At 59.2% G+C, this 25,454-nt stretch carries 24 protein-coding genes and 2 pseudogenes; 14 read left to right on the forward strand and 12 right to left on the reverse strand.

Translation table 11 applies throughout. From position 1 onward, the window contains the following. Positions 1-110: 110 nt before the first annotated feature. Positions 111-587, forward strand: a pseudogene (locus ACMWKK_RS21700) (IS3 family transposase); the annotation flags it as partial. On the opposite strand, the gene ACMWKK_RS21705 reads toward ACMWKK_RS21700, so the two are convergent. Then, positions 584-859: a hypothetical protein gene (locus tag ACMWKK_RS21705; protein ID WP_406542929.1), complete on the reverse strand. Its 276-nt coding sequence runs from the start codon at positions 857-859 to the stop codon at positions 584-586. The pseudogene ACMWKK_RS21700 and the gene ACMWKK_RS21705 sit on opposite strands and share 4 nt — an antisense overlap. 167 nt (positions 860-1,026) lie before the next feature. Here ACMWKK_RS21705 and ACMWKK_RS21710 point away from each other — a divergent pair, with 167 nt between their 5' ends. Genes ACMWKK_RS21710 through arsC form a run of 3 tightly spaced genes read left to right on the forward strand, consistent with a single transcriptional unit; the run spans position 1,027 to position 3,121 of the window. Further along, on the forward strand, positions 1,027-1,347 hold the full coding sequence (locus tag ACMWKK_RS21710; protein WP_112781552.1) for a metalloregulator ArsR/SmtB family transcription factor: 321 nt from the start codon (positions 1,027-1,029) through the stop codon (positions 1,345-1,347). Between the two features lie 40 nt (positions 1,348-1,387). Continuing rightward, the gene (locus ACMWKK_RS21715; RefSeq protein ID WP_112781551.1) at positions 1,388-2,677 is read left to right on the forward strand and encodes an arsenic transporter; all 1,290 of its coding nucleotides are present in this window, start codon (positions 1,388-1,390) and stop codon (positions 2,675-2,677) included. A gap of 12 nt (positions 2,678-2,689) precedes the next feature. Further along, complete coding sequence (gene arsC / locus ACMWKK_RS21720; protein ID WP_406542930.1) at positions 2,690-3,121, forward strand: glutaredoxin-dependent arsenate reductase; 432 nt, start codon at positions 2,690-2,692, stop codon at positions 3,119-3,121. A 21-nt stretch (positions 3,122-3,142) separates the two neighbouring features. Here arsC and ACMWKK_RS21725 read toward each other — a convergent pair whose 3' ends face one another. Beyond that, positions 3,143-3,694 (reverse strand): TetR/AcrR family transcriptional regulator, encoded by a 552-nt coding sequence (locus ACMWKK_RS21725; protein ID WP_032639141.1) that lies wholly within the window; start codon positions 3,692-3,694, stop codon positions 3,143-3,145. Positions 3,695-3,775: 81 nt separating this feature from the next. Here ACMWKK_RS21725 and ACMWKK_RS21730 point away from each other — a divergent pair, with 81 nt between their 5' ends. Continuing rightward, positions 3,776-4,990, forward strand: coding sequence for an MFS transporter (locus ACMWKK_RS21730; protein WP_112781549.1), 1,215 nt, complete (start codon positions 3,776-3,778; stop codon positions 4,988-4,990). Next, the gene (locus ACMWKK_RS21735; protein WP_112781548.1) at positions 4,980-5,792 is read left to right on the forward strand and encodes a Cof-type HAD-IIB family hydrolase; all 813 of its coding nucleotides are present in this window, start codon (positions 4,980-4,982) and stop codon (positions 5,790-5,792) included. Before ACMWKK_RS21730 ends, ACMWKK_RS21735 begins: the two co-directional genes overlap by 11 nt. Positions 5,793-6,282: 490 nt before the next feature. On the opposite strand, the gene ACMWKK_RS21740 is transcribed toward ACMWKK_RS21735, so the two are convergent. Next, the gene (locus ACMWKK_RS21740) at positions 6,283-7,515 is read right to left on the reverse strand and encodes an MFS transporter (protein ID WP_112781547.1); all 1,233 of its coding nucleotides are present in this window, start codon (positions 7,513-7,515) and stop codon (positions 6,283-6,285) included. 168 nt (positions 7,516-7,683) lie between these two features. Here ACMWKK_RS21740 and ACMWKK_RS21745 point away from each other — a divergent pair, with 168 nt between their 5' ends. The 3 genes from ACMWKK_RS21745 to deoR all read left to right on the forward strand — a co-directional run bounded on the left by ACMWKK_RS21745 (position 7,684) and on the right by deoR (position 9,854). Further along, complete coding sequence (locus ACMWKK_RS21745) at positions 7,684-8,412, forward strand: phosphatase PAP2 family protein (protein ID WP_112781546.1); 729 nt, start codon at positions 7,684-7,686, stop codon at positions 8,410-8,412. A 7-nt stretch (positions 8,413-8,419) separates the two neighbouring features. After that, the gene (gene ybjG / locus ACMWKK_RS21750) at positions 8,420-9,028 is read left to right on the forward strand and encodes an undecaprenyl-diphosphate phosphatase (protein ID WP_112781545.1); all 609 of its coding nucleotides are present in this window, start codon (positions 8,420-8,422) and stop codon (positions 9,026-9,028) included. 67 nt (positions 9,029-9,095) lie between these two features. After that, entirely contained in the window at positions 9,096-9,854 is a 759-nt protein-coding gene (deoR, locus tag ACMWKK_RS21755) for a DNA-binding transcriptional repressor DeoR (protein WP_045327392.1), read from the forward strand. An 85-nt stretch (positions 9,855-9,939) separates the two neighbouring features. On the opposite strand, the gene dacC is transcribed toward deoR, so the two are convergent. After that, complete coding sequence (gene dacC / locus ACMWKK_RS21760) at positions 9,940-11,145, reverse strand: serine-type D-Ala-D-Ala carboxypeptidase (RefSeq protein WP_008501207.1); 1,206 nt, start codon at positions 11,143-11,145, stop codon at positions 9,940-9,942. 241 nt (positions 11,146-11,386) lie between these two features. Here dacC and ACMWKK_RS21765 point away from each other — a divergent pair, with 241 nt between their 5' ends. Beyond that, positions 11,387-12,013, forward strand: coding sequence for a glutathione S-transferase family protein (locus ACMWKK_RS21765; protein ID WP_045327394.1), 627 nt, complete (start codon positions 11,387-11,389; stop codon positions 12,011-12,013). Here the strand turns inward: ACMWKK_RS21765 and ACMWKK_RS21770 are convergent, their stop codons facing one another. Then, the gene (locus ACMWKK_RS21770; RefSeq protein ID WP_112781544.1) at positions 12,014-13,132 is read right to left on the reverse strand and encodes a PQQ-dependent sugar dehydrogenase; all 1,119 of its coding nucleotides are present in this window, start codon (positions 13,130-13,132) and stop codon (positions 12,014-12,016) included. Positions 13,133-13,238: 106 nt separating this feature from the next. After that, positions 13,239-13,622, reverse strand: a complete 384-nt coding sequence (bssR, locus tag ACMWKK_RS21775) for a biofilm formation regulator BssR (RefSeq protein ID WP_112781543.1) — start codon at positions 13,620-13,622, stop codon at positions 13,239-13,241. A gap of 216 nt (positions 13,623-13,838) precedes the next feature. On the opposite strand from bssR, the gene rimO reads away from it, so the two are divergent. Continuing rightward, positions 13,839-15,164 (forward strand): 30S ribosomal protein S12 methylthiotransferase RimO, encoded by a 1,326-nt coding sequence (gene rimO, locus ACMWKK_RS21780; RefSeq protein ID WP_112781542.1) that lies wholly within the window; start codon positions 13,839-13,841, stop codon positions 15,162-15,164. A 60-nt stretch (positions 15,165-15,224) separates the two neighbouring features. On the opposite strand, the gene gsiD is transcribed toward rimO, so the two are convergent. The 5 genes and pseudogenes from gsiD to iaaA form a co-directional block, all read right to left on the reverse strand. Continuing rightward, a complete protein-coding gene (gene gsiD, locus ACMWKK_RS21785) occupies positions 15,225-16,136 on the reverse strand; it encodes a glutathione ABC transporter permease GsiD (RefSeq protein ID WP_045327399.1) in 912 nt (303 codons plus the stop codon). 1 nt (position 16,137) lies between these two features. Further along, positions 16,138-17,058, reverse strand: a complete 921-nt coding sequence (gsiC, locus tag ACMWKK_RS21790; protein WP_045327401.1) for a glutathione ABC transporter permease GsiC — start codon at positions 17,056-17,058, stop codon at positions 16,138-16,140. A 5-nt stretch (positions 17,059-17,063) separates the two neighbouring features. After that, entirely contained in the window at positions 17,064-18,602 is a 1,539-nt protein-coding gene (gsiB, locus tag ACMWKK_RS21795) for a glutathione ABC transporter substrate-binding protein GsiB (protein ID WP_045327402.1), read from the reverse strand. 23 nt (positions 18,603-18,625) lie between these two features. After that, positions 18,626-20,497 carry a glutathione ABC transporter ATP-binding protein GsiA gene (gene gsiA / locus ACMWKK_RS21800; RefSeq protein ID WP_112781541.1) on the reverse strand — a complete coding sequence of 624 codons (1,872 nt, stop codon included), beginning with the start codon at positions 20,495-20,497 and terminating at the stop codon, positions 18,626-18,628. Next, a pseudogene (gene iaaA, locus ACMWKK_RS21805) lies at positions 20,484-21,447 on the reverse strand (beta-aspartyl-peptidase). The gene gsiA and the pseudogene iaaA overlap by 14 nt, the downstream one beginning before the upstream one ends. 188 nt (positions 21,448-21,635) lie before the next feature. Here iaaA and moeA point away from each other — a divergent pair. Together moeA and moeB are read left to right on the forward strand one after the other, a co-directional pair. Then, complete coding sequence (gene moeA / locus ACMWKK_RS21810; protein ID WP_048994248.1) at positions 21,636-22,868, forward strand: molybdopterin molybdotransferase MoeA; 1,233 nt, start codon at positions 21,636-21,638, stop codon at positions 22,866-22,868. A gap of 1 nt (position 22,869) precedes the next feature. Beyond that, positions 22,870-23,622, forward strand: a complete 753-nt coding sequence (moeB, locus tag ACMWKK_RS21815) for a molybdopterin-synthase adenylyltransferase MoeB (RefSeq protein ID WP_045327408.1) — start codon at positions 22,870-22,872, stop codon at positions 23,620-23,622. 141 nt (positions 23,623-23,763) lie between these two features. Here the strand turns inward: moeB and fsa are convergent, their stop codons facing one another. Next, positions 23,764-24,426: a fructose-6-phosphate aldolase gene (gene fsa / locus ACMWKK_RS21820; RefSeq protein ID WP_112781540.1), complete on the reverse strand. Its 663-nt coding sequence runs from the start codon at positions 24,424-24,426 to the stop codon at positions 23,764-23,766. A gap of 128 nt (positions 24,427-24,554) precedes the next feature. Here fsa and ACMWKK_RS21825 point away from each other — a divergent pair, with 128 nt between their 5' ends. After that, a complete protein-coding gene (locus ACMWKK_RS21825; RefSeq protein ID WP_112781539.1) occupies positions 24,555-25,454 on the forward strand; it encodes a glycyl-radical enzyme activating protein in 900 nt (299 codons plus the stop codon).

Genomic DNA, 25,454 nt, shown 5'->3' on the forward strand with positions numbered 1-25,454 from the left:
GAAGTGGCAATGGCGTTCGCCAGCATTTAAATGGAGAGCCGGATGCGCTGAAAGGTGCACGTCCGGTTCGGGGAGGAGAGGCAGGGAAATAGTCCGACTACGCCCTGCCTCTTACTCTACTCAGGACCCACGAAGGCTGGCTGTATCTTGCCGTTGTTGTTGATCTGTTCTCACGCAAAATTATCGGCTGGTCCATGCAATCCCGGATGACAAAGGACATTGTCCTGAACGCACTGCTGATGGCTGTATGGCGGCGTAATCCCGAAAAACAGGTGCTGGTTCATTCGGATCAGGGCAGTCAGTACACAAGCCATGAGTGGCAGTCGTTCCTGAAATCACACGGCCTGGAGGGTAGCATGAGCCGTCGCGGTAACTGCCATGATAATGCGGTTGCAGAAAGTTTTTTCCAGTTGTTGAAACGTGAACGGATAAAGAAAAAGATCTACGGAACGCGGGAAGAAGCCCGCAGTGATATTTTTGATTACATCGAAATGTTTTATAACAGTAAGCGTCGGCATGGTTCTAGCGAACAGATGTCACCGACAGAATATGAAAACCAGTATTATCAACGGCTCGGAAGTGTCTAGATTATCCGTGGCGATTCATCTTTACCTTCATCATTGAGTTTCTTATAGAAGGAAGTGAAAACAATAGTAATCAGTCTGCGTAAAGGTGACTCAGCATTACCCAGACTTTTGAGCATATAGAAAAAGCGCTCTGTCTCGGCCTGGTTTCTTTGTTTGGCGCTATCACCGGCAAATCCGCTCCCCTCCCAGCTCCTTACAACCCCCATGTAAGCTGTATTTGGTATGGAGGAGATCCCATCGAGAATCCCTAATGCAATCTGTTTAGCATCCATATCTCGCCCTTAGTAACCCTGTCCCGCACAAAGAATAACCAAAGCTAATTAGCGATTCCAGACGATTTTTTACAGTTTAACAGCAGCCAAGTCTCTCCCCTCTTCCATCCCCCACATCAAACACATATGATTTATCAAATGTGTATTAACTACCCGCAGATTTGATCATGCTCCACCCACTCCACCTCTTCAAAACCCTCTCCGACGAAACGCGGCTCGCCATCGTCATGCTGCTCCGCGAAGCGGGGGAACTGTGCGTCTGCGATCTCTGCTCCGCGACCGCCGAATCTCAGCCGAAGGTCTCACGCCACATGGCCCTGCTGCGCGAGGCCGGGCTGGTGATCGACCGTCGCGAGGGTAAGTGGGTCCATTACCGTCTCTCTCCCAACATGCCTGCGTGGGCGGCAACCGTTATCGACAGCAGCTGGAACTGCCTGCGGGAAGAGACGCGCATGAAGCTTAAAAACCGACTTTCAGGCTCGTGCTGATAACAACACATTCACAAAAACAGATATAATGGGGTAAGCGATGTTTCTGGCAGGGGCTATTTTTCTGTTTACGCTGGTGCTGGTCATCTGGCAGCCAAAAGGGCTGAGTATCGGCTGGAGCGCCAGCATCGGTGCCGTGCTGGCGCTCGCCTGCGGGGTGATCCACATTAGCGATATTCCGGTGGTGTGGAATATCGTCTGGAACGCCACGGCGACGTTTATCGCCGTCATCATCATCAGCCTGCTGCTGGATGAGTCCGGCTTTTTCGAGTGGGCGGCGCTGCACGTTGCCCGCTGGGGGAACGGTCGCGGGCGATTGCTGTTTACGTATATCGTGCTGCTGGGCGCAGCCGTGGCGGCGCTGTTTGCCAATGACGGCGCGGCGCTGATCCTGACGCCAATCGTTATCGCCATGCTGCTGGCGCTGGGGTTCAGCAAGCAGGCGACGCTGGCGTTTGTGATGGCGGCAGGATTTATCGCCGATACCGCCAGCCTGCCGCTGATTGTGTCCAACCTGGTCAACATCGTCTCGGCAGACTTCTTTAAGCTGGGGTTCAGCGAATACGCCTCGGTGATGATCCCGGTAGATATCGCCGCAATTGCCGCGACGCTGGTGATGCTGCATCTGTTCTTCCGCAAGGAAATCCCGTCGGAATATGACCTGTCGAAACTGCGCGAGCCCGCGCGCGCGATAAACGATCTTCCGACGTTCAGAACGGGCTGGCTCGTCCTGCTCCTTCTTCTCGTCGGCTTCTTCGTGCTTGAACCTCTGGGCATTCCGGTCAGCGCCATTGCGGCCGTCGGCGCGCTGATTTTGTTTGCCGTCGCAAAACGCGGACATGCGATAAACACCGGAAAGGTGCTGCGCGGCGCACCGTGGCAGATCGTTATCTTCTCGCTGGGGATGTATCTGGTGGTGTATGGCCTGCGCAACGCCGGGCTGACGGAATATCTCTCAGGCGTACTGGATAGCCTGGCCGGGCACGGGCTGTGGGCCACCACGCTGGGCACCGGGTTCATCACCGCGTTCCTGTCATCCATAATGAACAACATGCCCACGGTGCTGATTGGCGCGCTCTCCATTGACGGCAGTACGGCAACCGGCTTGATCAAGGACGCGATGATTTACGCCAACGTGATTGGCTGCGATCTGGGGCCGAAAATCACGCCTATCGGCAGCCTCGCCACCCTGCTCTGGCTCCACGTGCTGGCGCAGAAAAACATGACGATTACCTGGGGCTACTATTTCCGGACGGGCATCATCATGACGCTGCCGGTCCTGTTTGTGACGCTCGCCGCGCTGGCGCTATGTCTCTCCTTCACACTGTAATGAGCAACCGATATGAGCCACATCACCATTTATCACAACCCCGCCTGCGGCACCTCGCGCAACACGCTGGAGATGATCCGCAACAGCGGCACGGAGCCAGAGATTATCCTCTATCTGGAAACCCCGCCGTCGCGCGATACGCTGACCGCCCTGATTGCCGATACGGGCATTTCGGTGCGGGATCTGCTGCGTAAAAACGTGGAGCCCTATGAGCAGCTCGGCCTTGCCGAAGATAGCTTCACCGACGACCAGCTAATCGAGTTTATGCTTCAATACCCGATCCTGATTAATCGTCCGATCGTGGTCACGCCGCTGGGCACCCGCCTGTGCCGCCCGTCTGAAGTTGTCCTCGACATCCTGCCTGACGCGCAGAAAGGGGCATTTACGAAAGAGGATGGCGAAGCGGTCGTGGACGCCAGCGGGAAAAAAATTCAACACAGGTAAAACTGACAGGGCGCGGGATACCTAAGGGTTCCCCTCGCCCGCAATCCTGCCCACCATCGCCCGGATTTCTTCCCGTGTTAGCGGCGTCCGGTCGGTCACATAGTGCAGCGTCATCCCTTCGATAAACGCGTCCAGCGCGCGGGTGGTGACCGGGTCGAACCACTGCTCAAGCGTAGTCTGGCTCATCTTCATCCAGTCCTGCATCACCGTCTTGAGCGCCGCGCTGCGGTGCATAAAGGCGTAAAGCTGGTACATCAGCGCCATATTGTGCGGCGTGGTCACCTGCGAGCTGTGGATCAGCGTGGTGATGGATTCGCACGCCATTTCCGGCCCGGTGACGCCTGCAAAGAAATCCCGGTACTGCTGCGACATCTGGCGGGTAAACCACGTGAAGGCCTCCTCCAGCAGCGGCTCCATGCCGTCGAAATAGTAGGTCATCGACCCCAGCGGCACGCCCGCGCAGGTGGCGATTTTACGGTGCGTGACGGCGTGAATCCCGTGCTCGGCGATGGTATCGAGCGTTGCCTGGAGTATTTTTTCCCGGCGATGCGGATCGTTCGGTGGTCTGCTCATAAATTCCTCACGTGGTTTGTGTACAAATGTACACAAACTTGCTAGTGTTGTCGCTATTGTTGTACTTCTGGTGCTACCCCAATGACGCTGACCTCTCCCCGTAAAGCCCTGCAGCTCCGCATGTGGGCGCTGTTTATGTTCTTCTTTATTCCCGGTCTGCTGATGGCCTCCTGGGCCACGCGCACCCCCGCCATTCGCGACATTTTGTCGGTCTCGACCGCTGAGATGGGCATCGTGCTGTTCGGCCTGTCGATAGGCTCGATGAGCGGCATACTCTGCTCCGCGTGGCTGGTAAAGCGCTTCGGCACGCGGGCGGTGATCCGCACCACGATGTGCTTCGCGGTCGTGGGGATGATCGTGCTGAGCGCCGCCCTGTGGTGTGCGTCGCCGGTGCTGTTTGCCATGGGGCTGACGGTATTTGGCGGCAGCTTCGGCTCGGCGGAAGTGGCGATCAACGTTGAAGGGGCAGCGGTCGAGCGCGAGATAAACAAAACCGTGCTGCCGATGATGCACGGCTTTTACAGCCTCGGCACGCTGGCCGGTGCGGGCGTGGGGATGGCGCTGACGGCTACGGGCGTGAGCGCGAATCTGCATATCCTGCTGGCGGCGCTGGTGTGCATCGTTCCGATTCTGACCGGCATCCGGGCTATTCCGGACGGCACCGGAAAAAACTCTGCTGACGAACAGCACTCGGCCGAAAAAGGGCTGCCCTTCTACCGCGATTTTCAGCTGATGCTGATTGGCGTGGTGGTGCTGGCGATGGCGTTCGCGGAAGGTTCCGCCAACGACTGGCTGCCGCTGCTGATGGTGGACGGTCATGGCTTTAGCCCCACCTCCGGCTCGCTGATCTACGCCGGATTTACGCTGGGGATGACCGTTGGGCGCTTCACCGGCGGCTGGTTTATCGACCGCTACAGCCGCGTGGCGGTGGTGCGCGCCAGCGCCCTGCTGGGCGGGCTGGGTATCGCGATGATTATCTTTGTGGATGTGGACTGGATTGCCGGGGTCTCGGTGATCCTCTGGGGGCTGGGCGCGTCGCTCGGCTTCCCGCTGACCATTTCAGCCGCCAGCGATACCGGCCCGGATGCCCCGACGCGCGTCAGCGTGGTCGCGACAACGGGCTATCTCGCCTTCCTGGTGGGGCCGCCGCTGCTCGGCTTCCTCGGCGAGCACTACGGGCTGCGCAGCGCCATGCTGGTGGTATTAGGGTTAGTCATTATCGCGGCGCTGGTGGCGCGCGCGGTGGCGAAACCGGAAACGAATCAAACGACACTGGAGAAGGGATATGAGCGTTAAACTGATCGCCGTCGACATGGATGGCACATTCCTGAGCGATGCCAAGACCTACAATCGCCCGCGCTTTCTGGCGCAGTACGCCCGCATGAAGGCGCAGGGCATTCGCTTCGTGGTCGCCAGCGGCAACCAGTACTACCAGCTGATCTCCTTTTTCCCGGAAATAGCGAATGAAATTTCATTCGTCGCCGAAAACGGCGGCTGGGTGGTGAGCGAAGGTCAAGACGTCTTTAACGGTGAACTGTCGAAAGCCCATTTCGAGACCGTCGCCAACGTCTTAAGCGACGTGCCGGGCATTGAGATCATCGCCTGCGGGAAAAGCAGCGCCTACACGCTGAAAGATTATGACGAGGGCTTCAAGGCGATCGCGGCGAAGTACTATCACCGTCTCGAAATGGTGAGTGATTTCGACAACCTGAACGATATTTTCTTCAAGTTCGGGCTTAACGTTTCTGACGATGAGATCCCGCGCATTCAGGCGCTGCTGCATGAAAAGCTGAGCGACATTATGGTGCCCGTCACCACCGGTCACGGCAGCATCGACCTCATCATCCCCGGCGTGCATAAAGCCAACGGCCTGCGGCTCCTGCAACAGCGCTGGGGCATAGACAACAGCGAAGTGGTGGCCTTTGGGGACAGCGGAAACGACGTGGAGATGCTGCGTCAGTCCGGGTTCAGCTTTGCAATGGCGAATGCCAGACCGCACATCAAGGCGGTGGCGCGTTTTGAAGCGCCGCATAATAACGACGAAGGCGTGCTGGATGTGATTGAGAAGGTATTGAACGGGGAGGAGCCGTTTAATTGATATCGTGCGGTCTGATGCCCTAACCCTCTCCCACAGGGCTGAGGGATCCCCAGTAATTTTTTAAACCTGAAGCAATGTATGTGCCATCAGGGTTATAAATGCCTTACAGCGATGCCCCGGTCCGGCTGTAAATCGCCGAAGCGTTTCCGTAAGGCCGGGGCGAGGCGCAGGGATGCGCCGAGAGGGCATGGCCTGCAGGGATGCAGGCTCATGCCCGACCCGAAAGCCTGAAGGAATAAGCTGAGGGCACCGCGAAGCGGCGATTTACCGCCGGGAGCCCGGGTCGCCAGGGTGGTGGCGATTGAGCCACCCTGGCACGTTCACCGGTCATGTCGTCACAGAGTAGCAAGGAACATGAAGTGAACGGAAAGACCACCACAGCCGTATGTTCCCCCCCTCACCCCAATCCTCTCCCTCAATGGAGAGGGGGCCGACTGTGCTGGCATTATTTTGTGGGGCTCCCTCACCCCACAGGGAGAGGGAATAAAGATCACGGTTGCAGGGCGTTGCCGACGCGTTTGTCCTTCAGGAACACCACCATCAGGCCAACCCACAGCACGCCGTTGGCGAGGTTAAACAGGCTGAACAGCCCGTTGCCGCCCATCGCGTAGGCATGCTTGCTCACCTCAATACCGACGGTAAAAATCAGCATCTGCAGCATGCCCATCGCCGCGGATACCGTGCCTTTACTCATCTCGCTGGCAAACAGCGTCAGGCGCACCAGCCCGGCGTTGGCCACGCCAATCCCAAAGGCGTAAATGCTCAGCCCCGCCGTCATCCACAGGTAGGCGTGGGATGAGGCGACGGTCGCCACCGCCGCCAGAATCAGCCCTGCCGCAATCGGCCAGCCGCCCATGATAATCAGTGAACGCACGGTGCGTCGTGACGTCAGACGGGCCAGCACCAGGTTCCCGATAATCAGCGCGCCGAAGATCGGCACCTGCAGCAGACCGTACTCATAGCTGCTGAGCTTTTCGCCGCTGATGATAATGACCGGTGACTGCGCAATCCAGGCCAGCAGCGGCAGGCTAACGAACCCGGTCGCCAGCGCGCCCGCCACAAAGCGACCATTCTTCAGCACTGCTTTGTAATCCCGGCCCAGCTCTTTGAGCGAGAGCTTCTCGCCGATGCGGGTGGCGGTTTCCGGCATCGCGCGGTGCAGACCAAAGAAGGCTATGGCAGCGAGTACCGCAAAGAGGACAAACATCCCTTCCCACGGGGCTACGTGCACCCACGCGGCCCCCACCAGCGGCCCCAGCAGCGGAGCGATCAGCGCCACGTTGGCCATCAGCGCGGTAATTTTGATACACACCGCCTCTTCAAACGACTCCTGAATGGCGGCATACCCTACGGCACCGATAAAGCACAGGCTTACCCCCTGCAGGAAGCGCAGAAGGGTAAATTGCTCAATATTTTGCGCCAGCAGCGTGGCGAGACAGGTGACGATAAACCACACCACGCCCGTCAGCATCACCGGGCGACGGCCAATGCGATCCGACAGCGGGCCTAACAGCCACTGCAAAAACATGCCGCCGGCCAGATAGGCGGTCATGGAGGTCGGTACCCACTCAATGCCCGCGTTGTACTGCGCCACAACGGTCAGCATACCGGGCTGGATCATATCGTTGCCGATATAGGTAGAAAATTCGTAGAGCACCAGACACAGAGGGAAAAGCAACGCCTGACGACCCAGACGTGAACCTGAAGAAGAACGGTTTAACATGCAATCTCTTTATAATGACAAAATCGCGACGAGTGTAATGAAATGCCGCAGCCCGAGATAGTGATTTATCGAGGATAAACAGAAATAAAGCACATATCGTCTTCGTTTAAGGTTTCCTTAAGTTGACAGTTTTATGATACCCCCATTACTCGTCAACGACCCCTAATTATGGCACTCACTTCCAGCCGTTCAGAATTGTCTAACTTACAGACAAATAAGACAAAACGACTTTACCGCTTGCCGGGCCGCTTTTATGGTTATCAGCTTTTCGTACTGGTGGCCCTTGCCGTGCTTTTCACGTGGTTATCGCGCAATGAAGCACTCGACAGATGGATTACCGGCTTTTGGTATGACGCGGCAACGCAAAGCTTCCCGCTGCAGAAAGACCACCTGCTGGATCTGCTGAATCACCGCCTGGCGAAGTATATCGCCATCGCCTTAGGTGCCGTGGCGCTGCTTTACGGCGCTTACAGGCGTAACGCAAGGCTGGTGACGGCGGCGCTGCTGATGGGCGTTGGCGCGCTGGTGGTGGGCGTGCTGAAAAGCGTGAGCCATCACAGCTGCCCGTGGGATCTGGTGGAATATGGCGGTAAGGCAGTGTCTTATCCCCTGTTCAGCGCCGTCCCTGCTGACAGCGGTCCGGGGCGCTGTTTCCCCGGCGGTCATGCCTCCAGCGGGTTTATGGTGATGGGGCTGTTTTTTGCCTTCTGGCGCGAGCGTCCGCGTCTTGCCTGGAGCTTCGTCGCGCTGGGCGTGGTGCTAGGTCTGGTGATGGGCTACGGCCAGATCATGCGCGGGGCACATTTTTTCTCTCACAACCTGTGGGCCGGGTGGTGGGTTTGGTTTTCCCAGGTGGTGGTCTACGGGCTTATTTCCACCCGGTTTGCTAAAGAGTGATAACGCTATGTTAGAGAATCTGAATTATCAGCTGTTTTATCTGATCAACGCTACCCCGGCCTCGCCAGAGGCGATGATTGATTTCGCTACCTTTCTGGCAAAAGATCTGATCGGTATCGTTCCTGCGCTGGCCGCCATCCTCTGGCTGTGGGGTCCCCGCAGCCAGGTGATGGCACACCGCCAGCTGGTGATCAAAGTGGCGATGGCGCTGGGCGTGAGCGTACTGGTGAGCTTTGCACTGGGGCATGTGTTCCCGCATCCCCGTCCTTTTGTTGCTCACGTCGGCTATACCTTCCTGCACCACGCGCCGGATGACTCCTTCCCGAGCGACCACGGTACGGTGATCTTCACCTTCGCGCTGGCCTTCCTGTTCTGGCACCGCCTGTGGTCGGGCGCGGTCCTGATGGTGGCGGCTCTGGCCATCGCCTGGTCCCGCATTTACCTTGGCGTTCACTGGCCGCTGGATATGGTGGGCGGTTTCCTGGTGGGGCTGATTGGCTGCGTAAGCGCGGCTATCCTGTGGAGCCTCTTTGGTGAAGCGCTTTATCGCACGCTGTCTTCACTCTATCGCGCCCTTTTCGCTATCCCGATCCGCAAAGGCTGGATACGTGACTAACCCTGACCTGACAGGTTACACTTGAACCCCCGCCCTGCGGGGGTTCACTTTTTTATGCCGAGGAACTATGGAAACACGTCGCGATGACCGCATTGCTCAGCTGCTGCAGGCGCTGAAGCGCAGCGATAAGCTGCATCTTAAGGAAGCTGCCAACCTCCTCGGCGTCTCGGAGATGACCATTCGTCGGGATCTGAACAGCGAAAGCGCGCCCGTCGTGCTGCTGGGCGGATACATCGTTCTTGAGCCGCGCAGCGCCAGCCATTATCTGATCAGCGACCAGAAGACGCGCCTGGTGGAAGAGAAACGCAAAGCCGCACGGCTTGCGGCCTCGCTGGTGCAGCCGCACCAGACGCTGTTTTTTGACTGCGGGACCACCACGCCGTGGATTATCGAAGCCATCGACAGCAGCATTCCGTTTACCGCCGTGTGCTACTCCCTGAACACCTTTCTGGCGCTGCAGGAAAAACCCGAATGCCGGGTGATCCTTTGCGGCGGCGAGTTTCACGCCAGCAACGCGATCTTTAAGCCGCTCAACCTGCAGGACACCCTCAGCAATCTCTGCCCGGATATCGCGTTTTATTCCGCCGCGGGCGTGAATGTGCATCAGGGGGCGACCTGCTTTAACCTGGAAGAGCTGCCGGTAAAGCACTGGGCGTTAAGCGCGGCGCAATACCATGTGCTGGTGGTCGACCACAGCAAGTTTGGCAAGGTGCGTTCGGCACGAATGGGCGAACTGGCGCAGTTTGACGCCATCGTCAGCGATTGCCGCCCGGATGACGAGATTGTGGCCCACGCGAAGGCGCAGCAGGTGAAGTTGATGTATTGAGGTTATGCCGGGTGCGGCTTCGCCTTACCCGGCCTACAGGGGCTCGAACGTAGGCCGGGTAAGCGCAGCGCCACCCGGCAAAGACTTAGCTAAACCAGCTGCCAAACCACCCGTGGAATTTCATCATCACGAAATCCCACATCCGGCTGAAGAAGCCACCCTCTTCCACCGCTTCCATCACAATCAGCGGACGCTGTTCAATCGACTTCCCGTTAAGCTGGAAATCAATCGTCCCGACCACCTGGCCTTTTTTCAGCGGGGCGGTGAGCTGCGGGTCTGTCAGGGTGTAGCTGGCCTTCAGGTTTTTCAGCTGGCCGCGCGGAATGGTTACCGAACCCGCCTCCCCCGCGCCCAGGTTGACTTCGCTCTTGTCTCCAAACCACACGCGCTGGCTGACGAACGTTGCATCCGGCTTAATCGGCGTCACGGTCTCATAGAAGCGGAAGCCCCAGGTCAGCAGCTTTTCTGATTCGTTAAAGCGAATGCGGTCGGTTTTGGTGCCCAGCACCACCGAAATCAGGCGCATGTCGCCCTGCGTTGCGGAGGCTACCAGGTTATAACCCGCGCCCGCCGTGGTGCCGGTCTTCATGCCGTCCACGTTAACGTTGCTGCTCCACAGCAGGCGGTTGCGGTTCGGCTGGCGGATTTTATTGAAGGTAAATTCTTTCTCTTTATGGATGGCGTATTCATCCGGCACGTCGTGGATCAGCGCTTTCCCCAGCAGCGCCATGTCGCGCGCGGTACTGAACTGCCCCGGCGCATCCAGACCGTGAACCGTTTTAAACGTGGTGTTGGTTAAGCCCAGCTTCTGCGCATAGCCATTCATCAAACCGATGAAAGAATCCTGGCTGCCGGCAACGTAATCGGCCAGCGCGATGCACGCATCATTCCCCGACTGAATAATCACCCCTTTATTCAGATCGGAAACAGAAACCTGATCGCCCGGCTTCAGGAACATCACGGAAGAGCCCCGCAGCGCCGGGTTGCCGGTCGCCCAGGCATCCTTCCCGATGGTGACCATATCGTCCAGCTTGATCTTGCCCGCTTTTAGCGCCTGGCCCACCACATAGCTGGTCATGATTTTGGTGAGGCTGGCCGGATCGAGTTTCTCATCCGCATTGCCTTCCGCCAGCACCTTACCGCTGGCGTAGTCCATCAGGATCCAGGCGCGCGCATCCACAGGCGGCGCTTCGGGCGCAGCCTGCTCAGCTGCGTAGAGCGTTGGTGCAAACAGGAAAAGGAGCGCAGAGCCTGCCGCCAGGCTGCGCAGAGAAGTCATTTTACGCGTCATAAATGCCACCCGAGTGTCCATTCAAAAATTACGTCACATCACCGTGTCGCAAGAAGCGATGAGTAATAGCGCACTAAAACGGTTAAAGAAACCCAGCGAGGGTAAAGTTATTAAAGTTTATGCAATAACATTCAGATACGCTTTGATTCAGACGATTTTTTTGTCTTCTGTTGCGTAATTGTTAGGTTTATCTCACCATGGCGAAAAGCTGACTCGGATTCACATCTCATCGGGAGTAAATATGATTACGCTGTGGGGCAGGAATAATTCGACCAACGTTAAGAAAGTGCTCTGGACGCTGGAAGAGCTGGATTTACCGTTCAATCAAATCATGGCCGGGCTGTCGTTTGGCGTAAATAAGGAGGCCGACTACCTGGCAATGAACCCGAACGGCCTGGTGCCGCTGCTGCGCGATGATGAAACAGACGCGACGCTTTGGGAATCCAATACCATTGTGCGTTATCTTGCCGCCCAGTACGGCCAGGGCCGCCTGTGGGTTGAAAATCCGGCCCGCCGCGCACAGGGTGATAAATGGATGGACTGGGCAAACCAGACGCTATCTCCGACCCACCGCGTGATCCTGATGGGGCTTATCCGCACGCCGGAAGCCGAACGCGATTATCCCGCGATTCACGCCGCGCAGGATGCCTGCGAAAGTCTGTTTGCAATGATGGATGACGAGCTGGCGAAGCACGCCTGGTTCTCCGGCGAGGCCTTCGGCACGGGCGATATCGCCGTGGCGCCGTTCGTCTGGAACCTGACCAACATGGGCCTGACGTGGACGCCGCGCCCTCACCTTGAGCGCTGGCTAAACCAGCTGAGCGATCGCCCGGCGTACCGCAACGTGGTGATGATCCCGGTTACCTGATTACGCACCGGACGGGCTGACTTTTAACAGCTGCCCGTCCGTCTCGTCGGTCAGAACATATAAATAGCCATCCGGCCCCACCCGCACGTCGCGAATACGCTGGTCCCGGTCGCCCAGAATGCGCCCGTCCTCCGTCACCTTGTTGCCGTCCACGCTCAGGACGATAACGTCCTTCTCCTTCAGCGCGCCGATGAACAGCTTGTTTTTCCACTGCGGGAAAACGTCGCTGTTGTAAAACGCCATGCCGCTTACGGCAGGTGAGACTTTCCAGACGAACAGCGGCTTCTCGGTTCCCTCAACGTGCTCGCCTTTGGCTTCCGGGATTTTTAACCCGCTGTAGTTGATGCCGTGCGTCGCCAGCGGCCAGCCGTAGTTCTTTCCCTTTTCCGGAATGTTGATCTCGTCCCCGCCTCGCGGACCGTGCTCGTTCAGCCACAGCGTGTCGCTCCAGGGATTCATCGCCATCCCCTGCGGGTTGCGGATGCCGTAAGACCAGATTTCGGGCCGCGCGCCGGGGGTATTCACAAAGGGGTTATCCGGCGGCACTTTTCCGTCTTCGGTGAGACGTACCACTTTGCCCTGCAGCTTGTCCAGATCCTGCGCCGTCGGGCGCTGGTTATTCTCGCCGAGCCCGATGAAGAGTGAGCCTTTGCCGTCGAACACCAGCCGCCCGCCAAAATGGTTCCCGGTGGAGAGTTTCGGCATCTGGCGGAACGCCACCTGGAATCCTTCGATGCGGGAATAGTCGTTGCTCAGACGGCCATAGCCCACCGCCGTTCCGGCTTTGCCGTCATCACCGGCCTCGGCGTAGCTCAGCCAGACGCGGCGCGACGTTTTAAAATCCGGCGCCAATACCACGTCCAGCAATCCGCCCTGACCGTTTGCCCACACCTTAGGTACGCCGACAATCGGATCGGAGAGTCCTTTTCCGGCCTGCCAGCGTTTGAGCTGACCGCCCTTCAGGGTCACCAGCAGCCCTTGATTGTCCGGCAGGAAAGCCAGGGACCAGGGATGATCGAGCCGGTTTTGCAGCACCTCGACCTTGACCGCTTCTGGCGCAGCAAGCAGCGACACGGGAAACAACAACGCAGGCAGGAAAATCAGCGAGGATCGGTGCATAACGCGCTCCTTTTTCGGCATATGGCATAAAGGGTAGCCACTGCGACCGGGGGCGTTATCACTTTTACAAAAGCTTAATCAGAAGGGGGAGTTGCCTCCCCCGGAATCAGTGCTGTTCAAGCTGTTTGTGCTCGTTCAGGCACATGATGCATAGAGAGAGCGTGGTCAGGCAGTTTTCAAGCTTCTCCGCGTTTACGGCGATAAAGTTCGGACAGTCGTGGCGTCCATTCATCAAACATACCCCAGCAATGGAGAGCACCTCGGCGGCGCGGCGCAGCGCGACTTCTTCACTTTCGCCGTAGTCCGCCTTCATGGTCGGTGCTTTTTCACGCATGAAATTACACAGTTCAAACAGGTTATCACGCAGATGTTCGCTTTCGCTGACTGACATATACCCTTTCGCCTTCCTCAACTGCAGGTACGCGGCCAGGTCGATTCGGGCGTTGATCAGCTTGTTCAGCAGATCGCGTTTTAGTCTGTCAACGGTCATGCTCTTTCCTCCTCTGTCAGCCATGGTGCATAGTCAGCATAAGTACATTTTTTGTACAGTTTAATGCCTGGGATCAATTTTTATTAACTGATTAACATTATTTACAATGTTACAACCTCCGCCCGACGCATCCGCCATGCAAAGAGTGTATAAATCCCCCGCGATACGCTGTAAAATCCCGCCCTGACAACTCCATAATTGATGAATTTTTAACCTATGAGCAATGTTACGCACCAGCCGAAAATCGGCTTCGTCTCCCTGGGCTGCCCGAAAAACCTCGTGGATTCCGAACGCATCCTGACCGAACTGCGCACCGAGGGCTATGACGTGGTGCCAAGCTACGACAACGCCGATATGGTGATTGTTAACACCTGCGGGTTTATCGACAGCGCGGTTCAGGAGTCCCTGGAAGCCATCGGTGAAGCCCTGACGGAAAACGGCAAAGTGATCGTGACCGGCTGTCTGGGCGCGAAAGAAGACCAGATCCGCGAAGTGCACCCGAAGGTGCTGGAGATCACCGGCCCGCACAGCTATGAGCAGGTGCTGCAACATGTTCATCACTACGTGCCAAAACCTAAGCACAACCCGTTCCTGAGCCTGGTGCCGGAACAGGGCGTGAAGCTGACGCCGCGCCACTACGCGTACCTGAAAATTTCCGAAGGCTGCAACCACCGCTGCACCTTCTGCATCATCCCGTCCATGCGTGGCGATCTGGTGAGCCGTCCAATTGGTGAAGTGCTGGCAGAAGCCAAGCGTCTGGCCGACGCGGGCGTGAAGGAGCTGCTGGTCATCTCCCAGGACACCTCTGCCTACGGCGTGGATGTGAAGCACCGCTCCGGCTTCCACAACGGCGAGCCGGTGAAAACCAGCATGGTGGGCCTGTGCGAGCAGCTGTCTAAACTCGGCATCTGGACGCGTCTGCACTACGTCTACCCGTATCCGCACGTTGACGACGTGATCCCATTGATGGCGAAAGGCAAAATTCTGCCGTACCTCGACATCCCGCTGCAGCACGCCAGCCCGCGTATCCTGAAGCTGATGAAGCGCCCAGGCTCCGTTGACCGTCAGCTGGCGCGCATCAAGCAGTGGCGCGAGATCTGCCCGGAGCTGACCCTGCGCTCAACCTTCATCGTCGGCTTCCCGGGTGAAACCGAAGAAGATTTCCAGATGCTGCTCGACTTCCTGAAGGAAGCGCGTCTGGACCGCGTCGGCTGCTTCAAGTACAGCCCGGTGGAAGGTGCGACCGCCAACGAGCTGGCGGATCAGGTGCCGGAAGAGGTGAAAGAAGAGCGCTGGAACCGCTTCATGCAGCTCCAGCAGCAGATCTCTGCCGAGCGTCTGCAGGAGAAAGTGGGCCGCGAGATCATGGTCATCATCGACGAAGTGGACGAAGAAGGCGCGATTGGCCGCAGCATGGCGGACGCCCCTGAAATCGACGGTGCGGTGTACCTGAACGGTGAAACCAACGTTAAGCCGGGCGATATCATTCGCGTGAAGGTTGAAAACGCGGACGAGTATGATCTGTGGGGTAGCCGGGTTTAATCTCCCCCTCTGTTGTAGGCCGGGTAAGGCGTAGCCGCCACCCGGCACATTTTCACTGCACTACCCCTTTATCCTCGGATCCAGCGCGTCGCGCAGCCCATCTCCCAGCAGGTTAAACGCCAGCACGGTCAGGAAAATCGCCAGACTCGGGAAGATCGCCACGTGCGGCGCAATCACCATATCCGCCCTCGCCTCGTTCAGCATCGCGCCCCACTCCGGGGTGGGCGGCTGTGCACCTAACCCCAGAAACGACAGGCTGGCCGCCGAGATAATCGACACGCCGATGCGCATGGTGAAATAGACCACGATGGACGACACCGTTCCCGGCAGAATATGGCTGAAGAGAATGGTGGCGTCGCTGGCCCCCATGCTGCGGGCAGACTCGATAAACGTCTGCTGCTTCAGCACCAGCGTGTTGCCGCGCACCAGGCGGGCAAACGCCGGAATCGAAAAGACCGCGACGGCAACGATGACGTTTGCCATGCCGCTGCCCATGATCGCCACCACGGCAATCGCCAGCAAAATACCGGGAAAGGCAAACAGCACGTCGCAAATGCGCATGATGATGCGGTCCCACCAGCCTTCGTAGTACCCGGCAACGAGACCCAGCACGGTCCCGATGGCCGCGCCGATCAGCACCGCAAACACCCCGGCGGCGAGCGAGATCTGCGCCCCCACCAGCACGCGGCTGAAGATATCGCGACCGAGGGAGTCCACGCCGAACCAGTGCAGCATCGAGGGGCCGTCGTTCAGACGGTCGTAGTCAAAATAGTTTTCCGCATCAAACGGCGCGACCCACTGCGCCACAATCGCCACCGCTATCAGCAGCAGCACGAACAGCCCCGCCGCCATCGCGACCGGCTGACGGCGAAAACGCCGCCAGAATTCAGACCATGGGGTATGGATATGGTCCGGTTTGAGCCCCGGCATCGCGTTTAACACGGCCTGACGTCGCCAGTTCAACAATCGCATCTTACTTATACCTGATGGCCGGGTTAATGGCGGCGTAGAGCACGTCCACCACTAAGTTGATAAGAATAAACTCCAGGGAGAACAGCAGAACTTCCGCCTGAATCACCGGGTAGTCGCGCATCTCGACGGAATCAACCAGCAGGCGCCCCAGCCCCGGCCAGTTAAACACCTTTTCCACAACGATCGAGCCGCCCAGCAGGAAGCCAAACTGCAGCCCCATCATCGTCACCACCGGGATCATCGCATTGCGGAACCCGTGCTTGAGAATAACCCACTTCTCGCTGACCCCTTTCGCCCGCGCGGTGCGAATATAGTCTTCGCTCAGCACGTCAACGAACGAGGCGCGGGTAAAGCGAGCCATCACCGCCGAAACGGCAGCCCCCAGGGTCAGGGACGGCAGGATGTAATGCTGCCAGGTATCGGCCCCGACGGTCGGCAGCCAGCCCAGCTCAACGGAGAAGATCTGCATCAGCAGCATCCCCAGCGCGAACGCCGGGAAGGAGATGCCGGTCACCGCCAGCGCCATGCCGAGCTTGTCCGGCCAGCGGTTGCGCCAGACCGCCGCCACAATCCCGGCGCCAAGCCCAAACACCACCGCCCAGCTCATGCTGGCAATCGTTAACCAGAAGGTGGGCATAAAGCGGCTGGCAATCTCCTCGGACACCGGACGACGCGACACCATCGAGATGCCGAAATCGCCCTGCAGAACGTTGCAGATATAATGGATGAACTGCATATACAGCGGCTGGTCGAGCCCCAGCTGCTTGCGCACCAGCTCAATGACGGTGGCATCCGCTTCCGGCCCGGCGATCAGGCGCGCCGGATCGCCCGGCAGCAGATGCACAAACAAAAACACCAGCACTGCCACAATCAGCAGCGTTGGGATAAGCCCCAGCAGGCGTTTACAAACATAATTCAGCATGAGGTTTATTTTAAATCCGCATCGTCAAAGCTAAAGCCCGTGTCCGGCATGATGTAGAACCCGGTCAACGCTTTGTTATGGGCTGACACCAGTTTCTCCACCACCAGCGGCACCCACGGCGACTCTTTCCAGATAATATCCTGCGCGTCTTTGTAGAGGCGCGCTTTCTCGTCCGGTTTGGTGGTTTTCAGGGCATCCGCAAGGTCTTTGTCCACCTGCGGATTGCTGTAGAACGCGGTGTTGAACAGCGTTGGCGGCCAGTTTTGCGAGGCAAACAGCGGCGACAGCGCCCAGTCGGCTTCGCCGGTCGAGGCCGACCAGCCGGTGTAGAACATCCGCACCCCGCTCTCTTTCTGCCCCTTCCCTTCCACTTCAGCCGCACGCTGTCCGGCATCCATCGCGGTGACCTGCACCTTGATGCCCACCTGCGCCAGCTGCTGCTGGGTGAACTGCAGCACCTTCTGGGCGGTACTGTGATTATGCGACGACCACAGCGTGGTGCTGAAGCCGTTCGGGAAGCCCGCCTCTTTCAGCAGCTCGCGGGCTTTGGCCGGATCGTACGGCCACGGCTGATAGCTCTGGGCATAGGCAATCGCCGGTGGCAGCACGCCGGTCGCCGGGGTGGCATAGCCCGCAAAAGCGACCTTCACCAGCGCCTGGCGGTTGATGGCGTAGTTGATGGCTTCACGCACCTTCGGGTTATCGAACGGCTTTTGCGTGACGTTCATGCTGATGTAGCGCTGCATGATCGACGGGCTGGCGACCAGCTCCAGCTTGCTGTTTTTCTGTAAAATGGCGGCCTGCTCATACGGGATCGGGAAGGCAAACTGCGCCTCGCCGGTTTGCAGCATCGCCGCGCGGGTGTTGTTGTCGACCACCGGGCGCCAGGTGATGGTGTCCAGCTTCGGCAGCCCCTGCTGCCAGTAACCCGCGAATTTCTTCACCTTCACAAAATCGGTCTGGTTCCAGGTGAGCAGCTCGTACGGGCCGGTACCGACCGGGTGGAAGCCGATCTCCTTGCCGTATTTCTTCAGCGCGGCAGGGGAAATCATCGCCGTTGCCGGATGCGCCAGGATATTGATAAACGCGGAGAACGGCTCTTTCAGGGTAATTTTTACCGTGGCCGGGTCGACCACCTCTGTTTTAGCGATATTTTTATACAGGTTATAGCGCTTGAGGCTATTGTCCGGATTGCTGGCGCGATCGAGGTTAATCTTTACCGCCTCCGCATTGAAATCGGTTCCGTCCTGGAACTTCACGCCGGTTCTGAGCTTGATGGTATACACCAGCCCGTCGCCGGAGACGGTGTACCCCTCCGCCAGCACGTTTTTCAGCTTCATCTCTTTATCCAGGCCGAACAGGCCCTGATAGAACGATTTCGCCACCGCCTGCGACAGCGTGTCGTTGGCGTCATACGGATCGAGCGTGGTGAAATTAGAGCCGACGGCCACCACCACATCTTTGGCAGCGAACGCGGGGGCAGCGGCCAGGGCTGCCGTCACGCTCGCGGCTAACAACCATCTACGCGCTACAAATGTAACCATTGTGTTCTCCTGCCTGTTGTAAGTTATAACCGCGAAAACGCGTTGTCCTGACGCGGCGGCGCGACGAAATGGCCCGGACCGACCTCGCGCAGCGCCACGCGCTCCACGGCCTCGCCGCGTTTACGAATATTGCTCGGCATTTCATCCTGCAGCAGCACCCGCTGGCCGTGACGATGCGCCGGGTCGGCGACCGGGACCGCCGCGATGAGCTTGCGGGTATACAGGTGCTGCGGGTTCTCAAACACCGCTCGTCGCGGCCCGATCTCCACGATCTGCCCCATAAACATCACCGCCACGCGATGGCTGATGCGCTCAACTACCGCCATATCGTGCGAGATAAACAGGAAGGCGATCCCCATATCCCGCTGTAAATCCAGTAATAAGTTGATGATCTGCGCGCGGATGGAGACGTCCAGCGCCGAGACGGACTCATCGGCTATCACCACCTTCGGGTTCAGCGCCAGCGCGCGGGCGATGCAGATACGCTGGCGCTGCCCGCCGGAAAACTCGTGCGGATAGCGCCAGGCGTGCTCCGGCTTCAGGCCGACGCGCTCCAGCAGCCAGGCCACGCGCCGCTGCGCCGCGTCGCCGTCGAGCAGGTTATGGACCCGCAGCGGCTCCATGATCGAGTACCCCACCGTATGGCGCGGATCGAGAGAGGCATACGGATCCTGAAAAATGAACTGAATATCTCGCCGCACCGCCTGCAGCCTGCTGTCCGGCAGGGTATCAATGCGCTCACCGTTAAAGGTGATGCTGCCTTCCTGAGACTCCACCAGACGGAGCAACGCGCGTCCGGTGGTGGATTTGCCGCAGCCGGACTCCCCCACCAGCGCCAGGGTTTCGCCCGGCCAGAGATCGAAACTGACGTTTTCCACCGCGTGCACTTCGCGCTTCACGCGGTTCAGTACGCCGCTTCGCAGCGGAAAACGGGTGACCAGATTGCGCACTTCCAGAATGGGCCTGCCCGGCACCACGGTGTCCTGCTCGCGTTCCTCCTCCTGCACCTCTGATGCCTCAAGAGAAATCAGCGGAAAACGGCGCGGCAGGTCGCGCCCGTTCATCGCCCCCAGGCGCGGCACCGCCGCCAGCAGCGCGTTGGTGTAAGGATGCGCGGGCGCGTGAAATATCTGCTCCACCGGGCCGGTTTCCACCGCGCTGCCCTTGTGCATAACCAGCACCCGATCGGCGATATCGGCGACCACGCCCATATCGTGGGTGATGAAAATCACCCCCATCTCCATCTCCTGCTGCAGCACTTTGATGAGCTGCAGGATCTGCGCCTGAATCGTCACGTCCAGCGCCGTCGTCGGTTCATCGGCAATCAGTACCGCCGGACGGCAGGAGAGCGCCATGGCAATCATCACCCGCTGGCGCATGCCGCCGGAAAGCTGGTGCGGGTAGCGCCCCAGAATGGCCTGCGCCTCCGGAATGCGCACCAGCTCCAGCATCCTTCTGGCTTCCCTGAGCGCCTCATCGCCGCTCAGCCTCTGATGCAGGCGGATGGACTCGGCGATCTGTTCCCCCACCGGAAACACCGGGTTCAGGGAGGTCATCGGCTCCTGGAAGATCATTGCAATATCCGCCCCGCGCACGCCCTGCATCTGCGAACCGCTCAGCTCATTTAAATCAATGACATCACGGTTACGGCGGCGCAGGAGCATTTTCTCGCTGCTGATTTGCCCACCCGTCTGTTCCAGCAGGCGCATCAGCGCCAGCGCGGTGACCGATTTACCGGAGCCGGACTCGCCAACAATCGCCAGCGTCTCGCCGCGCCGGAGCGTAAACGATAAATTCTGCACTGCGGGGATGAACTGCCGCTCTTCCTGAAACGCAATATTCAGCTGATGGACAGCCAGCACTTCGCGGGTGTCCAGTTCTTCACTGTGCGGCACGCGTGGCCCCCTTATTCACGATAGATGCCCGTGCTCGGTTCATCACCGGCATAACCCCAGGCGCGATACATGCCCTCGCTGTTGAACGGCAGGGCCACGTTGCCCTCACGATCCACCGCGATGAGCCCGCCGACGCCGCCCAGCGCAGGCAGTTTTTCCATCACCACGCGCTCGCAGGCTTCGCTGAGGCTTAAGCCACCGTAGTCCATCAGCGCGGTGATGTCGTAGGCCGCGAGGGCGCGGATAAACACTTCTCCAGTGCCGGTACACGACACCGCCGCCGTGGCATTATTGGCGTAGCAGCCGGCGCCCGGCAGCGGGCTGTCGCCGACGCGTCCGGGCAGCTTGTTGGTCATCCCGCCCGTGGAGGTTGCCGCCGCAAGGTTGCCTGCCTTATCGAGCGCCACCGCGCCCACCGTGCCCATCTTGGTTTTTTCGTCCAGCGGGGCAGCATGGTCAAGCTGCGTCATGCCCGCGGAGCGGGCGTCCAGCAGCTGCTGATAACGTTCTTCCGTGGAAAACAGATTCGGCGATACCGGTTCCATCCCGTATTCGAAGGCAAACGCCTCCGCCCCGGCGCCCGCCAGCAGCACGTGCGGACTTTGCTCCATCACCAGACGCGCCGCCAGCACCGGATTGCGCAGACGACTCACGCCCGCCACGGCCCCTGCTTTCAGGGTGACGCCGTCCATCACGCAGGCATCCAGCTCGTGGGTTTCATCCCGGGTAAAGACTGAACCGATGCCCGCATTAAAGAGCGGACACTCCTCCAGCAGGCGCACCGCCTCGGTGACCACGTCCAGCGCGCTCTCGCCCGCTTCCAGCATTTTCTGCCCCGTTTCCACAATGGCGTACAGCGCGTCAATGTAGCGCTTTTCCTGCTCGGGACTGAGCTGAGCACGGGTGATTGCCCCTGCGCCACCATGAATTGCGATTACCGCATTAACCATTCGCATCACCCGTTAGCCTGATTGGCGGCTTTTTCTATAAATATCATTATCGTCGACGAAACTTCAGATGATTTTTGAATATAGAAAGACGTAACAGTGATGTAAAGCGTACACCCATCGGGTCATACAGTTAGCCGCACTTTTCTGCCATAATGGGCGCTTTCGTTGTTACTCCGCAGGAGCCCACCATGGATTTTACCGCCGGACTGATGCCGCTTGAGACGGCACTCACGCAGATGCTTGACCGACTTTCCCCGCTGCAAGATGTCGAAACGCTGCCCCTCGTGCGCTGTTTTGGCCGCATTGCCGCGCGCGATATCGTCTCTCCGCTTAACGTGCCGGGGTTTGATAACTCCGCGATGGACGGTTACGCGGTGCGCCTGGCGGATCTCCAGACGGGTAACGCCCTGCCGGTGGCGGGTAAGGCCTTTGCAGGTCAGCCGTTTAGCGGTGAATGGCCTGCGGGCACCTGCGTGCGCATCATGACCGGCGCACCAATACCGGCTGGCTGCGATGCCGTGGTGATGCAGGAAGAGACCGAGCAAACCGACGACGGCGTGCGTTTTACCGCCAGCGTCAAAGCGGGCCAGAACATCCGCCGCACGGGTGAAGACATCACCCTCGGTGCGACGGTGTTTTCTGCCGGGCAGAAGCTGACGGTGGCCGAACTGCCGGTGCTGGCCTCGCTCGGCATCGCGGACGTCGACGTTATCCGTAAAGTGCGCGTCGCCATTTTCTCCACCGGCGACGAGCTGCAGCTTCCGGGCCAGCCGCTGCAGGACGGCCAGATTTACGATACCAACCGCCTGGCGGTACACCTGATGCTGGAGCAGCTGGGCTGCGAGGTGATTAACCTCGGGATTATTCCAGACGATCCGGAAAAACTGCGCGCGGCGTTTATCGAGGCGGACACCTCCGCCGACGTGGTCATCAGCTCCGGCGGCGTCTCCGTGGGGGAAGCGGATTACACCAAAACCCTGCTTGAAGAGCTGGGCGAAATCGCCTTCTGGAAGCTGGCGATCAAGCCGGGCAAGCCGTTCGCCTTTGGCAAGCTCCCGCACGGCTGGTTCTGCGGCCTGCCGGGTAACCCGGTCTCGGCGGCGCTCACCTTCTATCAGCTGGTGATCCCGCTGCTGGCGAAGCTTTCCGGCAACCGCGCCAGCCCGCTGCCCGAACGCCTGCGCGTGCGTGCCGCCACGCGCCTGAAAAAATCGCCGGGCCGCCTCGATTTCCAGCGCGGCATTCTGGCACGTAGCGCGGACGGACAGCTCGAGGTGAGCACCACCGGGCACCAGGGCTCGCACATTTTCAGCTCCTTCAGCCAGGGCAACTGCTTTATCGTGCTGGAGCGCGAGCGCGGCAACGTGGAAGCGGGCGAGTGGGTTGAGGTAGAGCGCTTTAACCACCTGTTCGGAGGCTGACATGACGGTGGAGCTGAGCGACCCGGAGATGCTGCGCTACAACCGCCAGATCGTGCTGCGCGGGTTTGATTTCGAGGGCCAGGAAGCGCTCAAGGCGGCCAATGTGCTGGTCGTCGGGCTTGGCGGTCTGGGCTGCGCCGCCGCGCAATACCTTGCCGCCGCGGGCGTGGGCAGGATGACGCTGCTGGATTTCGATACCGTGTCGGTGTCTAACCTGCAGCGCCAGACGCTGCACGGCGACGCGACGGTGGGCCAGCCGAAAGTGGAATCCGCCAGGGCCGCGCTGGCGCGCATCAACCCCAACGTTCAGTTCACCCTGATTGACGCAATGCTGGATGACGACGCGGTGTCGGCGCAGATTGCGCAGCATGACCTGGTGCTGGACTGCACCGATAACGTCGCCGTCCGCAACCAGCTCAACGCGGGATGTTTTGCCCACAAAATCCCGCTGGTTTCCGGCGCGGCAATCCGCATGGAAGGGCAAATCAGCGTCTTCACCTACGCGGAAGGGGAACCCTGCTACCGCTGCCTGAGCCGCCTGTTCGGTGAGAATGCGCTGACCTGCGTTGAGGCGGGCGTGATGGCACCGCTCGTCGGCGTGATTGGCTCATTGCAGGCAATGGAAGCGATCAAAGTGCTGGCGCACTACGGCACGCCCGCAGCGGGGAAAATCGTGATGTATGACGCGATGACCTGCCAGTTCCGCGAGATGAAGCTGATGCGTAATCCGGGGTGTGAGGTGTGTAGCCGATAAACAAGTCGGGTGGCGGCTTCGCCTTACCCGACCTACAACGGCTAAAACGGCTCGAACGTAGGCCGGGTAAGCGTTAGCCCCACCCGGCAACAGCGATATGAACACAGGCCGGGTAAGCGTTAGCGCCACCCGGCAACCGCATCAGATGGACGTCCGTCCAAACGCCCCCTGCCAGTCCTGCTCAAACTTCACGATCGCTGCGTCTACCGCAGGAGAGGTAATAAACTGCTGCGCCACGTCCAGCGGCAGCGTGATGGATTCGCATCCTGCCAGCAGGCAGTCCAGCGCCTGACGCGGGGTTTTAAAGCTCGCCGCCAGCACTTTTGACTGCGGAGCGTGCAGCGTCAGCAGTTGCTGCAGCTCAATCACGGTCTGGATCCCGTCCCCACCCTGCGCGTCCACTCGGTTCACGTAAGGTGCGACATATTCCGCCCCTGCCAGCGCGGAAAGCATCCCCTGCGCGGCGCCGTACACCGCCGTGCCCAGCGTCGGGATCCCTTCAGCCTTCAGCATCTTGATCGCCGCCAGCCCTTCGACAGTCACCGGCACTTTCACCACCAGATCGTTAATGATGGCGCGCAGCTTACGCGCGTCTTCCACCATCCCTTCGGCGGTGGTCGCCATCACCTGGGCGAACAGACGGCCTTTACCGCCCAGCGCGTCGTGCAGCGCGGGCAGCAGTTCGTCCAGCGGCGTTTTACCTGCCGCCACAATGCTTGGGTTAGTGGTTACGCCCGCCAGCGGGAAGATACGCGCCAGCTTTTTGACCGCCGCAACGTCAGATGTGTCGAGATAAAGTTCCATGATGTCACCCTCAAAATTAGCCTGCACTTAACCTATCACAGGAAAACCTGCTCAGGAGTTGACCTGCATCAAGATAACTTTCATTCGAAAGTCATTTAATCTTCATATGCAAGATGAGAGGCGAAAACATGATCTTCAATATTCAGCGTTACTCTACCCACGATGGCCCCGGTATTCGTACCGTGGTGTTCCTGAAAGGCTGCTCGCTGGGCTGTCGCTGGTGCCAGAACCCCGAAAGCCGCTCCCGCAGCCGGGACGTGCTGTTTGATGCGCGCCTGTGCCTGGACGGCTGCGACCTGTGCCAGCAGGCGGCGCCGGGCTGTATCGAACGCGCGCTGAATGGCCTCGTCATCCACCGTGAAAAATTGAGCGAAGAGACGCTCAATGCCCTCACCGACTGCTGCCCGACGCAGGCGCTGACCGTCTGCGGTGAAGAGCAGCAGGTCGAGGAGATCATGGCGACCGTGCTGCGCGATAAACCCTTTTACGACCGCAGCGGCGGCGGGATCACCCTCTCCGGCGGCGAGCCGTTTATGAACCCGGAGCTGGCCCATGCGCTGTTTAAAGCCAGCCATGAACAGGGGATCCACACCGCCGTTGAAACGTGTCTTCACGTGCCGTGGCGCTATATCGCGCCGTCATTACCGTACGTCGACCTGTTCCTCGCCGATCTGAAGCACGTCGATCCTGAGGTGTTCAAGCAGTGGACGGACGGCTCGGCGAAACGGATCCTCGATAATCTCAAACGCCTGGCCGCTGCCGGGAAAAAGATCACCATCCGCGTGCCGCTGATCCAGGGCTTCAACGCTGACGAAGCGTCCATAGCCGCCATTACCAACTTCGCCGCCGACGAACTCGGCGTCGATGATATTCATTTTCTGCCGTATCACACGCTGGGCATGAACAAATACACCCTGCTCGGCCAACCCTACTCTGCCCCTGACAAACCGCTGGATAACCCTGCCCTGCTGGACTTCGCGCAGCAGTACGCCTGCCAGAAAGGGTTAACCGCGACCTTACGAGGATAA

Source organism: Enterobacter sp. 01-M-03-SI-ECC, from assembly GCF_047530215.1.
In the GTDB taxonomy this organism is placed as follows: Bacteria; Pseudomonadota; Gammaproteobacteria; order Enterobacterales; family Enterobacteriaceae; genus Enterobacter; species Enterobacter chengduensis.